The organism is Streptomyces sp. NPDC102514 (genome assembly GCF_055584525.1).
In genome coordinates this window covers 153,796-175,180 of record NZ_JBVJLW010000006.1, presented here as the reverse complement: position 1 = coordinate 175,180, position 21,385 = coordinate 153,796, and the positions used below count along the sequence as shown (strand labels likewise).

The 21,385-nt window shown below is 69.7% G+C and carries 23 protein-coding genes, 1 tRNA gene and 1 riboswitch; of the genes, 7 read left to right on the top strand and 17 right to left on the bottom strand.

Going from position 1 to position 21,385, the window contains the following annotated elements; all coding sequences use genetic code 11:
• Positions 1-232 precede the first annotated feature (232 nt).
• Complete coding sequence (locus tag ACZ60E_RS17585) at positions 233-1,657, bottom strand: DUF445 domain-containing protein (protein WP_469441381.1); 1,425 nt, start codon at positions 1,655-1,657, stop codon at positions 233-235.
• 224 nt (positions 1,658-1,881) lie between these two features.
• On the opposite strand from ACZ60E_RS17585, the gene ACZ60E_RS17580 reads away from it, so the two are divergent.
• The gene (locus ACZ60E_RS17580) at positions 1,882-3,204 is read left to right on the top strand and encodes an SGNH/GDSL hydrolase family protein (RefSeq protein WP_453795006.1); all 1,323 of its coding nucleotides are present in this window, start codon (positions 1,882-1,884) and stop codon (positions 3,202-3,204) included.
• A 267-nt stretch (positions 3,205-3,471) separates the two neighbouring features.
• On the opposite strand, the gene ACZ60E_RS17575 is transcribed toward ACZ60E_RS17580, so the two are convergent.
• The 4 genes from ACZ60E_RS17575 to ACZ60E_RS17560 are packed head-to-tail and all read right to left on the bottom strand — an operon-like array spanning position 3,472 to position 6,956.
• Positions 3,472-4,215 (bottom strand): DUF1707 SHOCT-like domain-containing protein, encoded by a 744-nt coding sequence (locus ACZ60E_RS17575; RefSeq protein WP_469441378.1) that lies wholly within the window; start codon positions 4,213-4,215, stop codon positions 3,472-3,474.
• A 10-nt stretch (positions 4,216-4,225) separates the two neighbouring features.
• Positions 4,226-5,233: an ABC transporter ATP-binding protein gene (locus ACZ60E_RS17570; protein WP_469441377.1), complete on the bottom strand. Its 1,008-nt coding sequence runs from the start codon at positions 5,231-5,233 to the stop codon at positions 4,226-4,228.
• Positions 5,234-5,239: 6 nt separating this feature from the next.
• On the bottom strand, positions 5,240-6,154 hold the full coding sequence (locus ACZ60E_RS17565) for an ABC transporter permease (protein ID WP_469441375.1): 915 nt from the start codon (positions 6,152-6,154) through the stop codon (positions 5,240-5,242).
• Positions 6,147-6,956, bottom strand: coding sequence for an ABC transporter permease (locus ACZ60E_RS17560; RefSeq protein ID WP_469441795.1), 810 nt, complete (start codon positions 6,954-6,956; stop codon positions 6,147-6,149). Before ACZ60E_RS17560 ends, ACZ60E_RS17565 begins: the two co-directional genes overlap by 8 nt.
• Before the next feature lie 198 nt (positions 6,957-7,154).
• Between ACZ60E_RS17560 and ACZ60E_RS17555 the strand changes: the two genes are divergently transcribed.
• Positions 7,155-9,824: a transglycosylase domain-containing protein gene (locus ACZ60E_RS17555; RefSeq protein ID WP_469441373.1), complete on the top strand. Its 2,670-nt coding sequence runs from the start codon at positions 7,155-7,157 to the stop codon at positions 9,822-9,824.
• Between the two features lie 56 nt (positions 9,825-9,880).
• On the opposite strand, the gene ACZ60E_RS17550 is transcribed toward ACZ60E_RS17555, so the two are convergent.
• The 3 genes from ACZ60E_RS17550 to ACZ60E_RS17540 all read right to left on the bottom strand — a co-directional run bounded on the left by ACZ60E_RS17550 (position 9,881) and on the right by ACZ60E_RS17540 (position 11,157).
• The gene (locus tag ACZ60E_RS17550) at positions 9,881-10,201 is read right to left on the bottom strand and encodes a DMT family transporter (RefSeq protein ID WP_384805179.1); all 321 of its coding nucleotides are present in this window, start codon (positions 10,199-10,201) and stop codon (positions 9,881-9,883) included.
• A gap of 28 nt (positions 10,202-10,229) precedes the next feature.
• A riboswitch (guanidine-III (ykkC-III) riboswitch) is annotated at positions 10,230-10,293 on the bottom strand.
• 90 nt (positions 10,294-10,383) lie between these two features.
• Positions 10,384-10,740, bottom strand: coding sequence for a GroES family chaperonin (locus ACZ60E_RS17545; protein ID WP_107015997.1), 357 nt, complete (start codon positions 10,738-10,740; stop codon positions 10,384-10,386).
• Positions 10,741-10,818: 78 nt separating this feature from the next.
• Positions 10,819-11,157 carry a DUF3618 domain-containing protein gene (locus tag ACZ60E_RS17540; protein ID WP_384805181.1) on the bottom strand — a complete coding sequence of 113 codons (339 nt, stop codon included), beginning with the start codon at positions 11,155-11,157 and terminating at the stop codon, positions 10,819-10,821.
• A gap of 168 nt (positions 11,158-11,325) precedes the next feature.
• On the opposite strand from ACZ60E_RS17540, the gene bcp reads away from it, so the two are divergent.
• A complete protein-coding gene (gene bcp, locus ACZ60E_RS17535; RefSeq protein ID WP_381833322.1) occupies positions 11,326-11,793 on the top strand; it encodes a thioredoxin-dependent thiol peroxidase in 468 nt (155 codons plus the stop codon).
• Positions 11,794-11,877: 84 nt separating this feature from the next.
• Positions 11,878-11,962: transfer RNA gene (locus ACZ60E_RS17530), tRNA-Leu, on the top strand.
• 98 nt (positions 11,963-12,060) lie between these two features.
• Here ACZ60E_RS17530 and rdgB read toward each other — a convergent pair.
• The 4 genes from rdgB to ACZ60E_RS17510 form a co-directional block, all read right to left on the bottom strand.
• A complete protein-coding gene (gene rdgB, locus ACZ60E_RS17525; protein ID WP_453795002.1) occupies positions 12,061-12,663 on the bottom strand; it encodes an RdgB/HAM1 family non-canonical purine NTP pyrophosphatase in 603 nt (200 codons plus the stop codon).
• 246 nt (positions 12,664-12,909) lie between these two features.
• Entirely contained in the window at positions 12,910-13,314 is a 405-nt protein-coding gene (locus ACZ60E_RS17520; protein ID WP_384805185.1) for a hypothetical protein, read from the bottom strand.
• A gap of 169 nt (positions 13,315-13,483) precedes the next feature.
• Entirely contained in the window at positions 13,484-14,221 is a 738-nt protein-coding gene (rph, locus tag ACZ60E_RS17515; RefSeq protein ID WP_384805187.1) for a ribonuclease PH, read from the bottom strand.
• 93 nt (positions 14,222-14,314) lie between these two features.
• Positions 14,315-14,614 carry a PTS sugar transporter subunit IIB gene (locus ACZ60E_RS17510; protein WP_384805189.1) on the bottom strand — a complete coding sequence of 100 codons (300 nt, stop codon included), beginning with the start codon at positions 14,612-14,614 and terminating at the stop codon, positions 14,315-14,317.
• A 131-nt stretch (positions 14,615-14,745) separates the two neighbouring features.
• On the opposite strand from ACZ60E_RS17510, the gene ACZ60E_RS17505 reads away from it, so the two are divergent.
• Together ACZ60E_RS17505 and ACZ60E_RS17500 are read left to right on the top strand one after the other, a co-directional pair.
• Positions 14,746-16,032, top strand: a complete 1,287-nt coding sequence (locus tag ACZ60E_RS17505) for a PTS transporter subunit EIIC (protein ID WP_384805191.1) — start codon at positions 14,746-14,748, stop codon at positions 16,030-16,032.
• Positions 16,033-16,318: 286 nt separating this feature from the next.
• On the top strand, positions 16,319-17,569 hold the full coding sequence (locus tag ACZ60E_RS17500) for a PTS transporter subunit EIIC (RefSeq protein ID WP_385833413.1): 1,251 nt from the start codon (positions 16,319-16,321) through the stop codon (positions 17,567-17,569).
• A gap of 78 nt (positions 17,570-17,647) precedes the next feature.
• Here the strand turns inward: ACZ60E_RS17500 and ACZ60E_RS17495 are convergent, their stop codons facing one another.
• Positions 17,648-18,400, bottom strand: a complete 753-nt coding sequence (locus ACZ60E_RS17495; protein WP_469441369.1) for an MBL fold metallo-hydrolase — start codon at positions 18,398-18,400, stop codon at positions 17,648-17,650.
• Positions 18,401-18,591: 191 nt separating this feature from the next.
• Here ACZ60E_RS17495 and ACZ60E_RS17490 point away from each other — a divergent pair, with 191 nt between their 5' ends.
• Positions 18,592-19,083, top strand: a complete 492-nt coding sequence (locus ACZ60E_RS17490) for a type II toxin-antitoxin system PemK/MazF family toxin (protein ID WP_384805197.1) — start codon at positions 18,592-18,594, stop codon at positions 19,081-19,083.
• 143 nt (positions 19,084-19,226) lie between these two features.
• On the opposite strand, the gene ACZ60E_RS17485 is transcribed toward ACZ60E_RS17490, so the two are convergent.
• The 4 genes from ACZ60E_RS17485 to ACZ60E_RS17470 form a co-directional block, all read right to left on the bottom strand.
• Complete coding sequence (locus ACZ60E_RS17485) at positions 19,227-20,177, bottom strand: PLP-dependent cysteine synthase family protein (RefSeq protein ID WP_453793505.1); 951 nt, start codon at positions 20,175-20,177, stop codon at positions 19,227-19,229.
• Between the two features lie 25 nt (positions 20,178-20,202).
• Entirely contained in the window at positions 20,203-20,481 is a 279-nt protein-coding gene (locus ACZ60E_RS17480; RefSeq protein ID WP_189775146.1) for a MoaD/ThiS family protein, read from the bottom strand.
• A 181-nt stretch (positions 20,482-20,662) separates the two neighbouring features.
• Entirely contained in the window at positions 20,663-20,764 is a 102-nt protein-coding gene (locus ACZ60E_RS17475) for a putative leader peptide (protein ID WP_313904860.1), read from the bottom strand.
• 132 nt (positions 20,765-20,896) lie between these two features.
• Positions 20,897-21,319 (bottom strand): M67 family metallopeptidase, encoded by a 423-nt coding sequence (locus ACZ60E_RS17470; RefSeq protein ID WP_210882244.1) that lies wholly within the window; start codon positions 21,317-21,319, stop codon positions 20,897-20,899.
• Positions 21,320-21,385 lie beyond the last annotated feature (66 nt).

The window sequence follows — 21,385 nt, the reverse complement described above, 5'->3', positions numbered from 1 at the left end:
CACCCCTCCTTGCGGCTCGGGAACATCTCCCCGAGTTCCCCGATCCGCCGAGCTCTCACCTGGCCGGTGAGGGGCGCTCTGCGGGTTGTGCGTTGGCTGCGGGCCGGTGGGGGTTGCTCGCGCAGTTCCCCGCGCCCCTAAGAGGGGCTGCGCCCCATCAGGGGCGCGGGGAACTGCGCGGCCAGCCACAGCGCGCCCGCGGACGAACGCACAACCCGCGGAAGCAAAAGGGCTACGCCCCCAGCGCCTTGGACACCGCATAGATCAGAAGGCCCGCCAGCGAGCCAACAACCGTGCCGTTGATCCGGATGAACTGCAGATCCCGCCCGATGTGCGCCTCGATCTTCCGAGACGTATGCTCCGCGTCCCACCCGGCGACCGTCTCGGTGATGAGCGAGGTGATCTCGTCGCGGTACGTCGTCACGACGTACACCGCCGCCCCCTCGACCCACCCGTCGACCTTGCCCTGCAACCGCGCGTCGGTCGCCATCCGTGTCCCGAGGGACAGCAGAGACGCCCGGACCCGCAACCGCAGCTCACTGCGCTCGTCCTCCGCCGCGGACACGATCATCCGCCGTACGGAGGACCATGTGGAGGCGATCAGGTCCTGGACCTCGCCCCGGCCGAGGACCTCGCGCTTGAGGTTCTCCACCCGCGCCCGGGTGTCGGTGTCGGACTGCAGGTCGGAGGCGAAGTCGGTGAGGAACCGGTCGAGGGCCCCGCGCGCCGGATGGGCGGGCATGTCGCGCATCTCGGTGACGAACCGCAGCAGCTCCTTGTAGACGCGCTCCCCGACCCGCTTGTCGACGAACCGCGGGGTCCAGCCGGGAGCGCCGCCCTGTACGGCGTCCATCACCTGCTCGTTGTGGAGGACGAGCCAGTCGTGGGCGCGTACGCAGATCAGGTCGACGACCCGCCGGTGGCCGCCGTCCGCGACGACCTTCTCCAGCGTCTTCCCTATGCCGGGGGCGATCTCCTGGGCGTCGGCCCGCCGGTTGATGGCCTCGCCGACGACGGCCTGCACGTCCGAGTCGCGGAGCACCGCGAGGGCTCCCCTGAGAGCGGTGGCCAGTTCCTCGGTCACCCGGTCGGCGTGCTCGGGCAGGGCCAGCCAGGTGCCGAGCCGGCTGCCGATGCCGACGGCGCGCAGCCGCTGCCGTACGACGTCCTGCGAGAGGAAGTTCTCGCCGACGAACTCGCCCAGCGACACGCCGAGCTGGTCCTTCTTGGTCGGGATGATCGCGGTGTGCGGGATGGGCAGGCCCATGGGCCGCCGGAACAGTGCGGTGACGGCGAACCAGTCTGCGAGCGCGCCCACCATGCCGGCCTCGGCGGCGGCGGCCACGTACCCCGTCCAGGCGCCCGCGCCGGAGTTCCCGGCCCATTTGGCGAGTACGTAGACGACGGCGACGAACAGCAGCAGTCCGGTCGCCATGAGTTTCATGCGGCGGACACCGCGGAACTTCTCCTCGTCGGCGGGGCTGAACGAGTTCATCGCCCGGTTCGGCGCGGCGCGGCCCGGCCCCGTGGCTCCCGGGACCGCCCCCTCGGCCCCGATGGCGCTCGCGGCGCTCGTGGGGTTCGCCACACCGTCGGCGTGGGAAGGCTGCCCTTCCGGGCCCTTTTCCCCTGTTTCATCCTCTTTCGTTCGTTCCATCCGCTCCATCCGTTCCCGGTCCCCCATAAAGCATTGTTCCAACCTGACCGACTCCTGGAACGGAACAGGAGTTCCCCGCGTCTGTCCGGGCGGGGGATTTCACCGGGCCCAGGGGTTCTGTCGAGTCCCGGGGGTCCTGTCGGGTTCCTCCCGCGTCATGCCTCATCATGGGGTCATCACACCGGAGCTCCGGGCTCCCACTTTTCCGAGGAGATACGCACCGCATGACCAAGCGTCACGGTTATGCCTTGCTGGCCGCGATCGTCGCTGTGATCGTCGCCATTTCGACCGCCATATACGTCGGAGTCGCCGCCGACGACGGCGGGGAGACCACGGCCGTCGTCGGCGGCCGGACCCCGCACAACTCTGCGGCCCCCGCCTCCGTCGGCACCTGGGTGGGCGCCTGGTCGGCGTCCCCCGCCGGCTCGGAGCCCGGCACCGAGGCGAACGGCATGGCGGGCCGCTCCGTACGCAACGTGGTGCACGTCGGCGTCGGCGGCACCGCGGCCCGGATCACCCTGTCCAACCTGTACGGGCAGCAGCCGCTCAGCATCACGCACGCCTCGGTCGCCGTCGCGGCCACCGCGAACAACGCCGCCGCGACCGCCGACACCATGCGGCGCCTCACCTTCGGCGGCCGTCCCTCGGTGGTCGTGCCCGCCGGGCAGCAGGTCGTCAGCGACGCCGTACGGCTGCTGGTCCCGCACGGCAGCGACGTACTGGTGACGACGTACTCGCCGACCCCGTCGGGGCCCGTCACCTACCACCCGCAGGCGCGGCAGATCTCGTACACCGCGGAGGGCGACCGTACGGAGGACGTCAGCGGGGCCGCATACACCGGGCAGACGCCCTACTGGCGGTATCTGACCGCGCTGGACGTGCTCAGCAACGAGTCGCAGGGCACGGTCGTCGTCATCGGCGACTCGCTCACCGACGGTGTGACCTCGACCGTGGGCGAGAACCGGCGCTGGACCGACGTCCTCGGCGAACGACTGCACGCGGCCGGCTCCGACGGGCCCCGCTACAGCGTCGTCAACCAGGGGATCAGCGGCAACCGCGTCCTGGCGAGCGGGCTCGGGCGGCCCGCCGAGAATCCGAGCGGGCTGATCCGCTTCGACCGTGACGTGCTCGGCCGCACCAACGTCAAGGCGGTCGTGATCGCCCTCGGCGTCAACGACATCCTGCGGACGCCGAACCAGACCGACGCGAACCGGATCACCGCGGGGTTGCGTGAGCTGAAGCGGTTGGCGCATGCGCGGGGGCTGCGGGTCGTGGGGGCGACGCTCATGCCGTTCCAGGGGCACCGGGGGTACCGGCCGTATCTGGAGGACACGCGGCAGGCCGTCAACGCGCAGATCCGTGCGGGGAAAGTCTTCGACGACTACGCCGACTTCGACAAGGCGTTGCGGGATCCGTACAACCCTCGGCGGCTGCGGTCCGACTACGACTCGGGGGATCATCTGCACCCGAGCGACAAGGGGTACCGGCGGATGGCGGACATCTTCAACCTGTCCGACCTCAAGGGTTCACCCCCGGCCCAGCTCTAGCCCCACCGGGCGGGGGCTTGCAGGCCGCCCGCGGCCCGGCGGGGGTTGCCCGCGCAGTTCCCCGCGCCCCTTAAAAACTCGTGCCTCGGCTGCGGGCCGGTGGGGGCGAGCCGCGCAGTTCCCCGCGCCCCTGAAGGGGCGCAGCCCCTCCCAGGGGCGCGGGGAACTGCGCAATCTTTTGCCTTTAGGGGCGCGGGGAACTGCGCGACCAGCCACGACTCACCCGCAGACAACCGCACAACCCGCGGAAGCGAAGGGGCACCCCCCTCAGTCCAGGCCCGCTTCCAGCTCCTCCCGGCGCGCAGCCTTGCGTTCAAGCTTCTCCCGCCGCCGCTCCTCCCGCAGGCGGAGCCGCTCCGCCTTCGAGATCTTCCGCTCCACCCCGACCCCGCCCCAGAACGCGAACCCGGTCACCACGACCCGCGGAGCGCCCGGTTCGCCCGCGACCCCCTCCTGACCGTGGTCGAAGCCGCCCATGACGCCGATCCCGCGGGTCACGACCTCGACCCCCGGCGGGACCACCACGTTCAACCCGCCCATGACGGCGACGCAGTTGACGACGACCTCGCCGTCCGCGAAGTTCGCCTCGCGCAGGTCCACGACTCCACCGCCCCAGAACGCGAAGCAGTTGAACCGCTTGGGCACGGTCCAGTGCCCCCGGCGCTCGAACCCCGACATGACGGCGACGCCCCACCGGGACGTGCCCTCACCGCCGACGATCCGGCCCGCCCAGTCCCCCGTACCGACGGCGCCCGCGGGCCGCTTGACCATCGACACGGCGGGAGCGGGGGCCGGGACGCCCGACACGGGCAGGTCCCGGGTGATCGGCTCCAGCTCCCCGTACGTACGCGCCTTGTACGTGGCCTCCAGCCGCTCCTCGAACTCCGCCATGTCCAGGCGGCCCTCGGCGAGGGCGTCCCTCAGCACTTCGGCGACCTGTTCGCGGTCGGCGTCGGAGGCGCGCAACTCGGGGAGTGAGCCGGAAGGTTCGGCCGGGAGTTCGTCCGTCATGGACAGAAGCCTACGAGGTTGACTTGCCCGCGTACATGCGGCTGATGACCGCCTCGATGTCGGGTTCCCGCACCGACAGGTCGACCAGCGGATACTCCGCCGCGATCCGCGCCACCAGCGGCGCCGCCGACTGCGCCGCCGGGAAGGCGAGCCACTGCCGGGGCCCCTCGACCTTCACCACCCGCGCCGACTCCACGTCGATGGGCGGCAGTTCGCGCTCCAGGTCCACGACCAGCGTCCGCTCGCTCTCGCCGATCTCGTGCAGCCCGGTCAGCGGACCGTCGTACATCAGGCGTCCGTGGTCGATGACCATCACCCGCCGGCACAGCTGCTCGATGTCGGAGAGGTCGTGGGTCGTCAGGAGGACGGTCGTGCCGCGCTCCGCGTTGAGGTCGCGCAGGAACTCCCGCACCCGCACCTTGCTGACCACGTCGAGCCCGATCGTCGGCTCGTCGAGGTACAGCACCTCGGGGTCGTGCAACAGCGCCGCCGCGATGTCCCCGCGCATCCGCTGCCCGAGCGAGAGCTGCCGTACGGGTACGTCGAGGAGTTCGCCCAGTTCGAGGAGTTCGACGCACCGGTCGAGGTTCTCCGCGTACCGGGCGTCGGGAATCCGGTACATGCGGTGCATCAGCCGGTACGAGTCGATCAGCGGGAGGTCCCACCACAGGGTGGTCCGCTGCCCGAAGACGACGCCGATGCGCTGCGCGAGCCGGGTGCGTTCACGGGAGGGATCGATGCCCGCGACGCGCAGGCGCCCGCCGCTGGGCGTGAGGATGCCGGTGAGCATCTTGATGGTGGTGGACTTCCCCGCGCCGTTCGGCCCGATGTAGCCGACCATCTCGCCGCGCGACACGGTGAAGGAGATCGAGTCGACCGCCCGCACCTGCCGCCGCTCGCTGCGCAGGAAGCCGGTCTTCTTGCGTACGTCGAAGACCTTCTCCACGCCGTCGAGGCTGATGAGGTCGGAGTCCAGGTCCGAGTCGGTCACGCCGATGTCCGCGTGAGTGGATTTCATGTGCGGTCAACTCCCCGTGCTGCGGTACGAACGAAGGCCCGCCCGCCATGCGAGCCCCGAGAGCCCGCAGCAGGCGACGGCCACGAGTGGCGACACGAACGCGGTCCACTCCGGCAGGTCGAGCGGATACGGCAGCCCGAGCACGTACAGCGCGGGCAGCCAGTTGACGAAGGCCAGCGGCAGCACGAAGGTCACCCCGCGCACCAGGTCCTTCGCGAAGACGGTCGGCGGATACTGCAGCAGCGTGGTGCCGCCGTACGTGAACGAGTTCTGCACCTGGGACGCGTCCTGCGCCACGAACTGGAAGGCCCCGCCCGCCACGAACACCGACGAGAAGATGGCCGCCCCGCTGACCACCATCACCGGCATCAGCAGCACCTTCGCCGGGGTCCAGTCGATGTCGACCACGGCGAGCGCGTACCCGAGGACCAGCAGCCCCTGGGTGATCCGGCCCAGGCGCCGCAGCGCGAACCGGTCCGCGGCGACCTGCGCGAGCACCGGCGCGGGGCGTACGAGCAGGGTGTCGAGCGTGCCGTCCCGCACCCGCTGCCCGAGGCGGTCCATCGAGCCGAGCGTCAGATCGGCGATGCCGAACGCCGCGCTGGACAGCCCGTACAGGAACGCCACCTCGCCGAGCGAGTAGCCGCCGAGTTCGTCGACGCGCGAGAACATCAGGAGGATCGCGACGAAGTCGAGCACGGTCCCGGCGAAGTTGCCGAAGAGGGTCATCGCGAAGGACGCGCGGTACGCCATCGTCGAGCGGATCCACATCCAGGCGATCAGCCGGTAGGCCCGCAGCCCGTCCACCAGCCGCGCCCCGTACGTCGGCGCGGCTCCGAAGCCGGTACCGGGTCCGGAGCCGGTACCGCCGCCGGAGCCGGTACCGCCGCCGGAGCCGGTTTCCTCCCGCAGGTCAGCCACCTTGAACCACCACCCTCCGTGTCGCCGCCGACTGGACCAGCCGACCCAGCGTCAGCAGCCCGACGGCCCAGGCGGCCTGGAAGGCGTACGTACGCAGCAGCGCGAAGCCCGTGCGCTCGCCCAGCAGCACGTCCGCCGGGGCCTGGATCAGCGCGGACCAGGGCAGTACGCGGGCCAGCTCGCCGAGCGCGCCCGGGAAGACGTTCAGCGGCAGGGTCATCCCGGAGAAGAACAGTCCCGCCAGCACGGCCAGCTGCTGCACCCCCGCCCCGTCCATGAACCAGAACGCCGCCAGCGCCACGAGATAGCGGATCGCGTAACTCACCAGGACCCCCAGCACCACGGCGACGAGGAACGCCAGCCAGGTCCCGGCGTCCGCGGGCAGCGCCAGCTGGAAGACGAGCCCGCCGAACACCATCGGCACCACACCGCGCCCCAGCAGCTGGAACGCGGCCCGTCCCGCGTCCGCCGCCAGCCACCACGCCTGGAGGTCCACGGGCCGGTAGAGGTCGATCGCGATGTCACCCGTACGGATTCTCTCGATCAGCTCGTCCTCGAAGCCGCCGCCCATCACCGCGACCACCGCCAGCAGCCCCTGCCCCACCCACACGTACGTCACCGCCTGGGCCTGGTCGTACCCGCCGAGACCTGGTCTCTCGTCCCACAGCGCGATGTACGTGTACGCCAGGATCAGCCCGAAGACCGTGTTGGTGAACACACCCGCGGCGGTGGCCACCCGATAGGTCGCGTACCGCCGGAACCCGCCCGCCGCGACGGCCGCGTACAACCTCCAAGCCCGCACCACGAAGCCTCTCCAGCCGTTCTGAGCCAAAGCGCTGGAGCCTAGTCCGGGGCCGGTACCGCGTGCCAGGCATTTTCTCCTGGGACGCGTGCCACGCACCGGGAACGATTCACCGGATGGGACAGTCTTCAAGGGAGGGCGCAGCAGGCGTACGAGGGCGTACCAGACGTACGACGTGAAACGGGAGCACGGCACAAGATGAACGACCAGCCGCAGCCGCAGCAGCCGAGCGAAGGCTGGGCACCGCGAGATCCCGACTCCGCCTCGGCGGCCGCGTCGGAACCACCGCACACATCTGGCGCATCGGGCACATCAGGCGCTTCGGGTAAGCCGAGTGAGCCGAGTGAGCCGGGCGCACCCGGCAAGGCGTCGGGGACGGCGCCGGACACCGGACCGGACACGGCACGGGCCGCGTCGGGCGGGACGCCGGACGCACCGGGCGACCCGGCCGCGCGGGACGACGCGACCGTCGCGCTGACGGCCGCGTCCGTCGACGCGGGAGCCGCACCCGGTGAACAGCCCGAGGAGCCCGGGAAGCCCGCGAAGGCGAAGAAGGCCAAGCGGCCCAAGCGCACCGGCTGGAAGCGGCTGATCCCGACCTGGCGGATGGTGCTCGGCACGTTCGTCGGCGTGGTCCTGCTGCTCGTCGGCGCGTTCGCGCTCGGCTACTACCTGGTGAAGATCCCGTCGGCGAACGCGACCGCGATCAAGCAGAGCAACGTGTACCTGTACGCGGACGGCAGCCAGCTCGCCCGCGACGGCGAGGTCAACCGCGAGAACGTGGACCTGTCGCTGATCTCCAAGGACGCCCAGCACGCGGTGCTCGCCGCCGAGGACCGCGACTTCTACACCGAGTCCGCGGTCGACCCCAAGGCGATGCTCCGCGCGGGCTGGAACACCGCGACCGGCAAGGGCAAGCAGTCCGGCTCGACGATCACCCAGCAGTACGTGAAGAACTACTACCTGGCTCAGGAGCAGACGGTCACGCGGAAGGTGAAGGAGTTCTTCATCTCCATCAAGCTGGACCGTGAGAAGAGCAAGGACGACATCCTTGAGGGCTACCTCAACACCAGCTACTTCGGCCGCAACGCGTACGGCATCCAGGCCGCCGCCCAGGCCTACTACGGCGTCGACGCCAAGGGCCTGTCGGCCGGGCAGGGCGCCTACCTGGCGGCGCTCCTGAACGCGCCGAGCGAGTACGACGTGGTCGCGCACCCCGAGAACAAGCCGGCCGCGCTGGCCCGTTGGAACTACGTGCTCGACGGCATGGTCAAGAAGAAGTGGATCAGCGAGTCGGCGCGGGCCGGCATCACGTTCCCGGCGCCCAAGGAGACCGTGGTCGCGGCCGGGATGTCGGGCCAGCGCGGCTACATCGTCAAGGCCGTCAACGACTACCTCGCCGACAACAAGATCCTCAGCGAGGACGCACTGAACGCGGGCGGCTACCGCATCACGACCACCCTGCAGAAGCCCAAGCAGGACGCCTTCGTGAAGGCCGTCGACGACCAGGTGATGGACGAACTCGACAAGAAGGACCGCAAGGTCGACAACTACGTCCGCGCGGGCGGCGCCTCCATCGACCCGAAGACCGGCAAGGTCCTCGCGATGTACGGCGGCATCGACTACACGAAGCAGTACTACAACAACGCCACCCGCCGGGACTACCAGGTCGGCTCCATCTTCAAGCCGTTCGTGTTCACCTCGGCCGTGCAGAACGACTCGGTCACCCAGGACGGCCGCACGATCACCCCGAACACCGTCTACGACGGCACGAACAAGCGGCCCGTGCAGGGCTGGGACGGCGGCACGTACGCCCCGGAGAACGAGGACCAGGTCTCGTACGGCCAGATCCCGGTCCGTACCGCCACCGACAAGTCCGTGAACTCCGTGTACGCGCAACTGGCCGTGGACGTCGGCTCCGCGAAGGTCGAGCAGACCGCCGTCGACCTCGGCATCCCGGCCGACACCCCCGACCTGAACGCGTCCCCGTCCATCGCGCTCGGCACAGCCACCGCGAGCGTCCTCGACATGACGGAGGCGTACGCGACCCTCGCCAACCACGGCAAGCACGGCACGTACACGATGATCGAGAAGGTCACCAAGGACGGCTCCGAGGACGTGAAGCTGCCGGACGGGAAGACCGAGCAGGCCGTCAGCCGGGAGTCCGCCGACACGACGACCTCGATCCTGCAGAGCGTCGTCGAGGGCGGCACCGGTACGGCCGCGCAGGCCGCCGGGCGTCCCGTGGCGGGCAAGACGGGCACCGCGGAGGACGACAAGGCGGCCTGGTTCGCGGGCTACACCCCGAACCTCGCCACGGTCGTCGCCGTGATGGGCCAGGACCCCGACACCGGCGCCCACAAGTCGCTGTACGGGGCGCTCGGGCAGGCGCGTATCAACGGCGGCGGGTACCCGGCGCAGATCTGGGCCCAGTACACGAAGGCCGCGCTGAAGGGTGTCGCGGTCAAGGACTTCGACCTGAGACTCCAGGACGGCGCCGAGGAGCAGGAGCTCCCGCCGGCCGACCCCGACGAGGACGCGACCACCACGGGCGGCACCACCGACACGGGCGGTACGACCACCGGCGGCGAGGAGACCCCGGGCACCCAGGGCCAGGACAACGGCGGCACCGCCACCGACGGGGGCACCACCGACACCGGCGGCACGACCACCGGAGGCGGCGGCACCACCACGGACGGCGGTACCACCGGCACCGGCGGCACGACGACCGACGGCGGCGCGACCACGGACGGCGGCACGGGCGGCACCACCGGGGACGGCGGCGCCACGACGGACGGCGGGACGGGCGGCACCACCGGGGACGGCGGGGTCGGGAGCACGGGGACGACGTTCGGGGACTTCCCGTAGCCCCGGCCGCCCGTCGAGTGACTGGTGACCGGTGACTGGTGGTCAGTGGCTGGTGGTCAGTGGCCGGAGGTCGCCTTCAGCCCGACCACGGCCACCAGCAGCAGACAGACGAAGAAGATCCGGGCGGCGGTCGTCGGTTCACCGAGCACCGCCATGCCGTACACCGCCGCCCCGGCCGCGCCGATGCCCACCCAGACGCCGTACGCGGTACCGATGGGCAGTGTCTTCGCCGCGTACGACAGCAGCAGCATGCTGGCGACGATGCCGGCGCCGGTGAACACGCTGGGCACGAGCCGCGTGAACCCGTCGGTGTACTTCATACCGACCGACCAGCCGACTTCGAGCAGACCGGCGACGACAAGCAGGACCCAGGCCATGAGGCACCTCCGTGAAGGAATCAACAGGGGTGCGTCGTCTTTTCCTGCCCGGTACGGCGCGTCTCGTCGGGTTGCCTCCAAGGTAGCAAGGAGCAGCCGGAAGGGGCTGGTGACGATGGTCACCAGCCCCTTCGACCGTTCCTGCCGCTCATGAAGATCTGCCTGAAGATCTATCCAAAGATCTAGAGGTACAGGCCGGTGGAGTCCTCGGACCCCTCGAACCGGTCCGCGGCGACGGCGTGCAGATCCCGCTCGCGCATCAGCACGTACGCGGTTCCGCGCACCTCGACCTCGGCACGGTCCTCCGGGTCGTACAGCACCCGGTCACCCGGCTCCACCGTCCGTACGTTCTGCCCGACCGCCACGACCTCGGCCCAGGCGAGCCGCCGGCCCACCGCCGCGGTCGCGGGGATCAGGATGCCGCCACCGGACCGGCGTTCACCCTCGGCGGCGTCCTGCCGCACGAGCACACGGTCGTGCAGCATCCGGATGGGCAGCTTGTCGTGCTGGCTGCTGGGCTCAGTCCTCTTGGCGCTCACGGTCCGAATTTACCTGCCTTCGCGCCACTCGTACGTGGGTGGGTCGTACGTAGTGGGCCGCGGCCGGGCCGGCCCGGCTCAGCGCTTGCGGCGCCTGGTGTTCAGGGTGAGCAGTCCGACGACGCCGACCACCACGAGGGCCACGGGCACGATGCGGTCCAGCCGCGGCGCCCCGTCCTCCGTGACGAACTGGCCCTTCACATCGTCGACGACGCGGTTGACGCCGACGTAGGCGCGTCCGAGGGTGTGGTCGACGCTGGACGCCACCTTGGCCTTGGCATCCCCGACGATGGTCTTCGGGTGCACCCGCACACCGATCTCGTCGAGCGTCTCGGCGAGGGTTTCGCGACGGCGTTTGATGTCCGCCTCGATCTGCGCCGGAGTCCTGGTGTCCGGCGTGCTCGACGTGTCCGACACGCGCTGCCTCCGTAATCGTGGTCGTTTCTTCCCGTGGCCGGTCCATGGCCGGTTCCTGTCGGCCCTGTACCTGATCGACAGTCTGTCAGCTTCACCCTCCGCGCACCGCCCGGCACCCCCATTACGCTCGGTTCCGTATCCACCACCTCGCAAGGAGACCGAACCGAGATGAGCGAGCGACTCCAGCCCGGCGACACCGCCCCCGCCTTCACCCTGCCCGACGCCGACGGCAACGAGGTGTCCCTTGCCGACCACAAGGGCCGCAAGGTCATCGTGTACTTCTACCCGTCCGCCCTCACTCCGGGCTGCACCAAGCAGGCCTGCGACTTCACCGACAACCTGGACCTGCTCGCGGGCGCCGGCTACGACGTCATCGGCGTCTCCCCCGACAAGCCGGAGAAACTCGCCAAGTTCCGCGAGCAGGAGAACCTGAAGGTCACCCTGGTCGCCGACCCGGACAAGACGGTCCTGGACGCGTACGGCGCGTTCGGCGAGAAGAAGAACTACGGCAAGACCTACATGGGCGTCATCCGCTCCACGATCGTGGTGGACGAGGAGGGCAAGGTGGAACGGGCCCTGTACAACGTCCGCGCGACGGGCCACGTCGCCAAGATCATCAAGGACCTGGAGATCTGACACCCCACGCCCGGGGCCTGTGAACCGCGCGACGCAAACCCCCGCCAACCGCCGACCACTTGACCGGTACGATGGCATGCGCTGGCGGTGGTGGCGCAACGGTTGACGCAGCAGACTTAGGATCTGTGGCCGGTGAAACGGCTTGAGGGTTCGAATCCCTTCCGCCGCACGGCAGACGGCCTGTGAATCGAAGGACTGATTCACAGGCCGTTGCTTTGCGCCAAGCGTGACACATGCCAGGTCCGGCCTTCCGACCGTCCGGCTCTGTCAGCCCAGCAGTTCCCTCACCACCGGTACCAGTTCTCGGAATGCCTTGCCGCGGTGGCTGATCGCGTTCTTTTCGTCGGGGGTCAGTTCCGCGCAGGTGCGGGTGTCGCCGTCGGGCTGGAGGATCGGGTCGTAGCCGAAGCCGTTGGCGCCGGAGGGGGTGTGGCGCAGGGTGCCCCGCAGCCGGCCCTCGACCACGCGCTCGGTGCCGTCGGGCAGGGCGAGAGCGGCGGCGCAGGCGAAGTGGGCGGCGCGGTGGCCGTCGGCGATGTCGCCGAGCTGGGCGAGGAGGAGGGCGAGGTTGGCGCGGTCGTCGCCGTGGGTGCCGGACCAGCGGGCGGAGAAGATGCCGGGGGCGCCGCCGAGTACGTCGACGCACAGGCCGGAGTCGTCGGCGACGGCCGGGAGTCCGGTGGCGCGGGCGAGGGCGTGGGCCTTGAGGAGCGCGTTCTCGGCGAAGGTGACGCCGGTCTCCTTGACGTCGGGGATCTCCGGGTAGGCGTCCGCGCCGACGAGTTCGTGGGGCAGATCCGCCGCGGCGAGGATCGCCCTCAGCTCGGTGATCTTTCCGGGGTTGCGGGTGGCGAGGATCAGGCGGGTCATGGTGCTCACCCTAAGGGCTGTCCCGTAACTCCCGGCGGGCGCACGACGACAGCTACGGCACCTCGCGGCGTTGCCGGATCGCCCGAATACACCCGGTATGAGGGCGACCCGGCGCCTTGCGATGCACCGCATCTGACGCCGCGCGCTGATCCACCGGGACTTACGGGACAGCCCTTCGCCAGGTGGACGCACGCGTTCGCGTGCCGCCCGTGATCGTTCGCCGCCCGCGGGGGCCGGCCGGTGTCGCTACGGGGTACAGACCTTGGTGAGTTCGCCCGCCGCGTCGGTGACGGGGCTGATGTCCGGGGTCGCGTCACCGTCGTTGATGGCGTCACGGACGTTGCCGACCGCCTTCTGGAGGTCGTCCACGGCCTTGTTGATGTCGGTGTCGTCGGTCTTGTCGCCGATGGTGTCGAGGTTCTTGTCGATCGAGTCGAGTGCCTCGTCGGCTTGCCTCGGGTCGTCGCCGGCGTTCTCCACGGCCTGCTGGAGGTCGGTGACGCTGTCGGCGATCGTGTCGGCGGTCTGGACGCAGTCGAGCGCCTTGTTGACGGCGTCGCAGCCGGTGGTGAGCCCGGCCGTCAGCGCGACGGCTGCCACTGCTGCGGCGACGGCGGTGATACGGCGTGGTCGGCGGCGGCTCGCGGCCATGGAACGGTCCTCCCGTGGTCAGGCCCCCGAGGGCCCCGTTTCGTAGGCCTCAGGGCCCCCGTTTGGTACTGGCCGGGCGAGACGGTGGTGTGCCGTTCGCCCGCACCTGTAGGGACGCGTCTGCCGGTGCCGTGGTTGCCCGCGACCTGCGGCCTTCTTGGTACGTCCTTTACCTTTCGAGGACGGTATCAAGTGCCGTGCGCTGGGCGACAGCGAGTTCCGTGCAGCCCAGAACGGCCAGATCGAGAAGGGAGTTGAGCTCGTCGCGGTCGAACGGCTCGGCCTCGGCGGTGCCTTGCACCTCGACGAAGCGGCCGTCGCCGGTGCAGACGACGTTCATGTCGGTGTCGGCGCGGACGTCCTCCTCGTAGCAGAGGTCGAGGAGGGGGAGGCCGCCGACGATGCCGACGGAGACGGCGCTGACCGTTCCGGTGAGGGGCTGCCGGTTGGCCTTGATGAGCTTCTTGCCCTGGGCCCAGGTGACGGCGTCGGCGAGGGCGACGTACGCGCCGGTGATGGCGGCCGTGCGGGTGCCTCCGTCGGCCTGGAGGACGTCGCAGTCCAGGACGATGGTGTTCTCGCCGAGCGCCTTGTAGTCGATGACCGCGCGCAGGGAGCGGCCGATGAGCCGGCTGATCTCGTGGGTGCGGCCGCCGATCTTGCCGCGGACGGACTCGCGGTCGCCGCGGGAGTTGGTGGCGCGGGGAAGCATGGAGTATTCGGCGGTCACCCAGCCTTCGCCGCTGCCCTTGCGCCAGCGCGGGACGCCTTCGGTGACGGAGGCGGTGCAGAAGACCTTCGTGTCGCCGAAGGAGACGAGGACGGAGCCCTCGGCGTGCTTGCTCCAGCCGCGTTCGATGGTGATCGGGCGGAGCTGTTCGGGCGTGCGGCCGTCGATGCGAGACATGGCGAAGAGCCTAGTCGTATACGGGTGAGGGGCCGCCCCCGTATACGGAAGCGGCCCCTCGCCCGGGTCGGACTTCGACGTCCGTCCCGGCAGTTACATCATGTCTTCGATGTCGGCGGCGATCGGGTCGGCGTCGGTGCCGATGACGACCTGGATCGCGGTGCCCATCTTGACGACGCCGTGGGCGCCCGCGGCCTTCAGGGCGGCCTCGTCGACCTTGCTCGGGTCGACGACCTCGGTGCGCAGCCGGGTGATGCAGCCCTCGACCTCTTCGATGTTGTCGATGCCACCGAGCCCGGCGACGATCTTCTCAGCCTTGCTGGCCATGTCCTTCTCCCTGATCCGAACCGCTTTGTCGCAGCGCTTTTTCGCAGTAACCCACAGTTGGCCCATCTTCGCGAGCGGCCACGTCGCCTCTGCCGAATGATGGCGATCACGACAGCGAGAACCGTTCACACATCGTTCGCTGACTGGTCTACACCAGTTTTCGGCGGCCGCCAAACCTGGGACGCAGGAGGACACCCATGAGTGCCGACAGCGCGGTCGTGCCCGCGCGCTCCCGGTGGAGCGATCTGTTCCAGGGTCTGCAGAAGATGGGCCGCAGCCTTCAATTGCCCATCGCGGTACTGCCGGCGGCGGGCATCCTCAACCGGCTGGGGCAGCCCGACGTGTTCGGGGCCGACGGTCTCGGCTGGACGAACGTCTCGAAGGTGATGGCGGGCGCGGGCGGTGCGCTGCTCGACGGTTCGCTCGGCCTGCCGCTGCTGTTCTGCATCGGTGTGGCGATCGGGATGGCGAAGAAGTCGGACGGTTCGACGGCGCTGGCGGCCACGGCCGGTTTCCTCGTCTACTACAGCGTGCTGCGGCAGTTCCCGGAGGACTGTGCGGACCAGGCGAAGGTGGTGGCGGCGGGCTGCCAGGCGCAGGACGGCACGGTGGCGGTCTTCACGTACCAGAATCCGGGTGTGTTCGGCGGTATCGCCATCGGGCTGATGGCGGCCTACTTCTGGCAGCGCTACCACCGCACGAGGCTCGTCGACTGGCTGGGCTTCTTCAACGGCCGCCGGCTGGTGCCGATCATCATGGCGTTCGTGGCGATCGCGTTCGCCGCGCTGTGCCTGTGGGTGTGGCCGCCGATCGGCCGGGGCCTGGAGGACTTCAGCGACTGGCTGGTGAGTCTGGGTGCGTGGGGTGCGGGTGTCTTCGGTATCGCCAACCGTGCGCTGCTGGTGATCGGGCTGCACCAGTTCCTGAACGTGCCCATCTGGTTCCAGTTCGGCAGCTTCACCAAGCCGGACGGGTCGGTCGTGCACGGTGACATCAACATGTTCCTGGCGGGCGATCCGAACGCGGGCCAGTTCACGTCCGGGTTCTTCCCCATCATGATGTTCGCGCTGCCGGCCGCGTGCCTGGCCATGACGCACTGCGCGAAGCCGCATCGCCGCAAGGAGATCGGGGGGCTGATGCTGTCGATCGCGCTGACCTCGTTCGTCACGGGCATCACGGAACCGATCGAGTACTCGTTCGTGTTCATCGCACCGCTCCTGTACGCGATCCACGCGGTGCTCACCGGTGTCTCCATGGCGGTGACGTGGGGGCTCGGGGTGCATGACGGTTTCAGCTTCTCGGCCGGCCTGATCGACTACGTCATCAACTGGAACCTCGCCACGAGACCCTGGGCGATCATCCCGATCGGGCTGTGTTTCGCGGTCGTCTACTACGTGGTCTTCCGCTTCGCGATCACGAAGTTCGATCTGCGGACGCCGGGGCGGGAGCCGGAGGACGAGGTCGAGGACGTGACGAAGGCGTAGCGCGCGGGCGAGGACCCCGTGCCCAGTGAAGGGCCCCCGGCCGACCGGTCCGGGGGCCCTTCGGCGTGCTCCCGGTTCGCGTTCATAACGATCTGAGCCGAGCCTCCCGCTATCGCCGGGGCCACAAAACTGGCGGGTTCCTTATCTCACCTTCACCGTGCTACAACAGGTCTACACCACTGAGTGGTGTAGACCACGCGGATGCTGTCCATCCCTCGTGCACCCTCTTGCTCTCCCTTTCTCTCTCCCTTTTCGTCCCCGGCAGCACGCAGCACATGGAGGAACAATGACCACCGCCACAGCTCCGGCGGCCCCCACGAAGAGGTGGGGCTCCGGCCTGCTCCAGGGCCTGCAGAAGGTCGGCCGCAGCCTGCAGCTCCCCATCGCCGTGCTGCCGGCCGCCGGCATCCTGCTCCGGCTCGGCCAGCCCGACGTGTTCGGCGCCGACGGACTCGGCTGGGACAAGGTCGCCTCCGTGTTCGCCACGGCCGGTGACGCGGTCTTCGCCAACCTGCCGCTGCTGTTCTGCGTCGGCATCGCCATCGGCTTCGCCAAGAAGTCCGACGGCTCCACCGCCCTCGCGGCGCTGGTCGGCTTCCTGGTCTACAAGAACGTGCTCACCGCGTTCCCGATCACCGACGCCAAGGTCCAGGACGGCGCGGACGTCGCCGCGACCTACAACGACCCCAAGGTCCTCGGCGGCATCGTGATGGGCCTGATAGCCGCCGTCACCTGGCAGCGGTTCCACCGCACCAAGCTGCCCGACTGGCTCGGCTTCTTCAACGGCCGTCGCCTCGTCCCGATCCTGATGGCCTTCATCGGCACCGCGGTCGGCGTCTTCTTCGGTCTGGTCTGGGAGCCCGTCGGCGACGTCATCACCAACTTCGGCGAGTGGATGACCGGCCTCGGCGCGGTCGGCGCGGGCATCTTCGGCGCGATCAACCGCGCGCTGCTCCCGGTCGGCATGCACCAGTTCGTCAACACCGTCGCCTGGCAGGAGATCGGCTCCTACAAGGACTCCGCGGGCGCCCTCTGGCACGGTGACCTGCCGCGCTTCTTCCACGGTGACCCGACCGCCGGTCAGTTCATGACGGGCTTCTTCCCCATCATGATGTTCGCGCTCCCGGCCGCGGCCCTCGCGATCACGCACTGCGCCCGCCCCGAGCGCCGCAAGGCCGTCGGCGGCATGATGATCTCCCTCGCGCTGACCTCGTTCGTCACCGGCATCACGGAGCCGATCGAGTTCTCGTTCATGTTCATCGCACCGCTCCTGTACGTGATCCACGCGGTCCTGACCGCCCTGTCGATGGCGATCACCTGGGCGCTGGGCGTGCACCACGGCTTCAGCTTCTCCGCCGGTGCCATCGACTACTTCCTGAACTGGAACCTCGCCACCAAGCCATGGCTGATCATCCCGATCGGTCTGGTCTTCGCGGCGGTCTACTACGTGACCTTCCGCTTCGCGATCATCAAGTTCAACCTCGCCACCCCGGGCCGCGAGCCCGACGAGGAGGTCGAGGACCTCACCAAGGCGTGAGTCCTCGCACGGCGTGACACAGCACAGGGCCCCCGGAGCGGATCTGCTCCGGGGGCCCTGTGCTGCGTCCGACCGTCCTCAGATGTCGTACGTCGCCCGCGGTGTCGCCAGTTCCACCGGGCCGGTGAAGACCTCTCGGGCGTGGTCCAGGTTCGCCTGGGGGTCCGTCCACGGGGGGATGTGGGTGAGGACCAGGCGGCGCGCGCCCACACGGGTCGCGGTCTCGCCGGCCTCGCGGCCGTTGAGGTGCAGGTCCGGGATGTTCTCCTTGCCGTGGGTGAACGCGGCCTCGCAGAGGAACAGGTCCGTGTCCCGGGCCAGTTCGTCGAGCGTGTCGCACACGCCCGTGTCCCCGGAGTAGGTCAGCGACCGCCCGCCGTGCTCCACACGGATGCCGTACGCCTCCACGGGATGGCTGACCTTCTCGGTGTGCACCGAGAACGGGCCGATCTCGAAGGAGCCCGGCTTGACCGTGTGGAAGTCGAAGACCTCGCTCATGGAGGAGGCGGAGGGGGTGTCCGCGTACGCGGTGGTCAGGCGCTGCTCCGTGCCCTCGGGTCCGTAGACCGGGATCGGATCGCAGCGCCCGCCGTCATGGCGGTAGTAGCGCGCGACGAAGTACGCGCACATGTCGATGCAGTGGTCGGCGTGCAGATGGCTGAGGAAGATCGCATCGAGGTCGTAGAGACCGCAGTGGCGCTGCAGCTCGCCAAGGGCACCGTTGCCCATGTCGAGAAGCAGCCGGAAGCCGTCGGCCTCGACGAGGTAGCTCGAACAGGCCGATTCCGCGGACGGGAACGACCCCGAGCAGCCGACGACGGTGAGCTTCATAGAGCGGAAACCTCCGCGGGCGGGGAGTGAAGACGGGGGTCGTGACAGGGGTCTTACGGTCCGTCGAGCGTAAGGCGCGAAAGGGCGGGTCGCTCCTCCGTCGAGGGCTGTTGTGGGGGAACTCACCTGCGCTGTCACCGGTTCGGGGGCGTGCGGGCGTGGGCTCGGGCATCCCGGGTACCGTCGTACGCATGAACATGTCGTGGTGGCTCGCGCTGGCGGGTGTGGTGCTGCTCGCGGCCGTGGCGACGTTCGTGGACGGGTGGGGACGGGGGCGCAAGCCGTCCGCCCGACGGCGTCCCGCGCAGCGCCCCGGGCAGCGGCCCACTCGGCGTCCGCCCGGGCGGGCCGACGGTGTACGGCGTCCGTCGCGGCCTCAGCCCGCCGAGATCTGGTGGGCGAACGTGCCGTTCGAGGACGGGCCCGGCGCGAAGGACCGGCCCTGCCTGGTCCTGTCGGTACGCGGGCGCAAGGCCGTGGTCGCGAAGATCACGACGAAGTACCACGACGACGGGCGGGACGGGGTCATCGCGCTGCCCGCGGGGTCGGTGGGGGATGCGCGGGGGCGCACGAGTTTTCTTGAGACGGGTGAGTTGCGGGGGGTGCCCGTGCGGGAGTTCCGGCGGCGGGTGGGGGAAGTGGACGCGCGGGTCTGGGACCGGGTGCGGCACCTTGCCCGGTAGGGCGTGTTCCCGTCACCGACTCGGGGGCCGGCCCCCGAACCCCCCGGTCCTCAAACGCCGGACGGGCTGAAACGTATTCAGCCCGTCCGGCGTTTGAGGACACAGTGACGGGACGGGTAGGGGCGGCGGGGGCGAGAAAATCCCTACGCCCAGAGCTGCCCCTGCAGCGTCGCGATCGCTTCCTCCGTCGTCTCCGCCGTGTAGACGCCCGTCGACAGGTACTTCCAGCCGCCGTCGGCCACCACGAACACGATGTCGGCGGGCTCGCCCGCCGTCACGGCCTTGCGGCCGACGCCGATCGCGGCGTGGAGCGCGGCCCCCGTGGACACACCGGCGAAGATGCCCTCCTGCTGGAGGAGCTCCCGCGTGCGGGTCACCGCGTCGGCCGAGCCGACCGAGAAGCGGGTGGTCAGCACGGACGCGTCGTACAGCTCCGGTACGAAGCCCTCGTCGAGGTTGCGCAGACCGTAGACGAGGTCGTCGTAGCGCGGCTCGGCCGCGACGATCTTCACGTCGGGCTTGTGCTCGCGCAGGAACCGGCCCACGCCCATCAGCGTCCCGGTGGTACCGAGTCCAGCGACGAAGTGCGTGACGGACGGCAGGTCGGCGAGGATCTCGGGGCCCGTGGTCGCGTAGTGCGCGCCCGCGTTGTCGGGGTTGCCGTACTGGTAGAGCATCACCCAGTCGGGGTGCTCGGCGGCCAGCTCCTTCGCCACGCGCACCGCCGTGTTGGAGCCGCCCGCCGCGGGCGAGGGGATGATCTGGGCGCCCCACATGCCGAGCAGGTCCCGCCGCTCCTGCGAGGTGTTCTCGGGCATGACGCACACCATGCGGTAGCCCTTGAGCTTCGCGGCCATGGCGAGCGAGATGCCGGTGTTGCCGGACGTCGGTTCGAGGATCGTGCAGCCGGGTGTCAGCCGGCCGTCCTTCTCGGCCTGTTCGACCATGTGGAGCGCGGGACGGTCCTTGACCGAGCCGGTCGGGTTGCGGTCCTCGAGCTTCGCCCAGATACGGACGTCGGCGGACGGCGAGAGCCGCGGCAGGCGCACCAGAGGGGTGTTGCCCACCGCGGCCAGCGGGGAGTCGTAGCGCATCAGCGATCAGAGCCCGGCAGCCCGGTCAGACCATGCCGCCGGCGACGGCCGGCAGGATGGTGACGCTGTCGCCGTCGGTGAGCTTGGTGTTGATGCCGTCGAGGAAGCGGACGTCCTCGTCGTTCAGGTACACGTTCACGAAGCGGCGCAGTTCGCCCCCGTCCACGATGCGGGCCTGGATGCCCGTGTGGCGGCTTTCGAGGTCGGCGAAGAGCGCGGCAAGGGTCTCCCCGCCGCCCTCGACGGCCTTCTGGCCGTCGGTGTAGGTGCGGAGGATGGTGGGGATGCGGACCTCGATGGCCATGGTTGCGGGCTCCTGTCGGAAAGCGGAAGTCGGAAGGCGAGTCGGGTCTGGGTGGGCTTGCCTGAGGTTGCGCGGCGTTGCGCGAGGCGGTGCGTGCGGAGACCGTGCCGGGGCGGGCAGGGGGACGCCGGTCGCGGCCCCGCGCGGAGCCGAGGCTCTCACGGCCGTACGGCGGCAGGGTTCAGCGCGTACAGATGGCGCTCTGCAGCCTGCACAGGTCGACGTGCAGCCGCGCCACGAGCAGCATGCCCGGCGTCTTGTCGCTCACGTCGTGGGAAACCATGGGCTCATCGTATCGATTCCCGGTCCGGGTCCCGGAATGTGATCTCAGATAGTGGATGAATTCTGCCCGAAGTATGGGATCGGGCGGAATCCGGCGCGGACCGGACGTGAACCGGGGGGTCCGTGAGGGGGCTCAGTACGCCTCCACCACCGTGACCTCCTCCTCCGTGACCTCGCCGTCCACGATCCGGAACGAGCGGAACTGGAAGTCCCCGAGTCCGTCGGTGTCGGCGGTCGAGACGAGGACGTAGTGGGCGTTCGGCTCGCTCGCGAGGTTGATGTCCGTGCGGGAGGGGTGGGCCTCGGTGGACGTGTGCGAGTGGTAGACGACGACCGGTTCCTCGTCGCGGTCGTCCATCTCGCGGTACAGCTTGAGCAGGTCCCCCGAGTCGAACTCGTAGAACGTGGGCGACATCGCCGCGTTCAGCATGGGGATGAAGCGCTCGGGGCGGCCGGTGCCCTCCGGGCCCGCGATCACGCCGCACGCCTCGTCGGGATGGTCCTGGCGCGCGTGCGCGACGATCTGGTCGACGAGGGCCTGGGTGATGGTCAGCATGGGGCCAGGATAGGCAGACGGCAGCCCCGTACCGGAGAGTGGTACGGGGCTGCCCACATGCTGGGC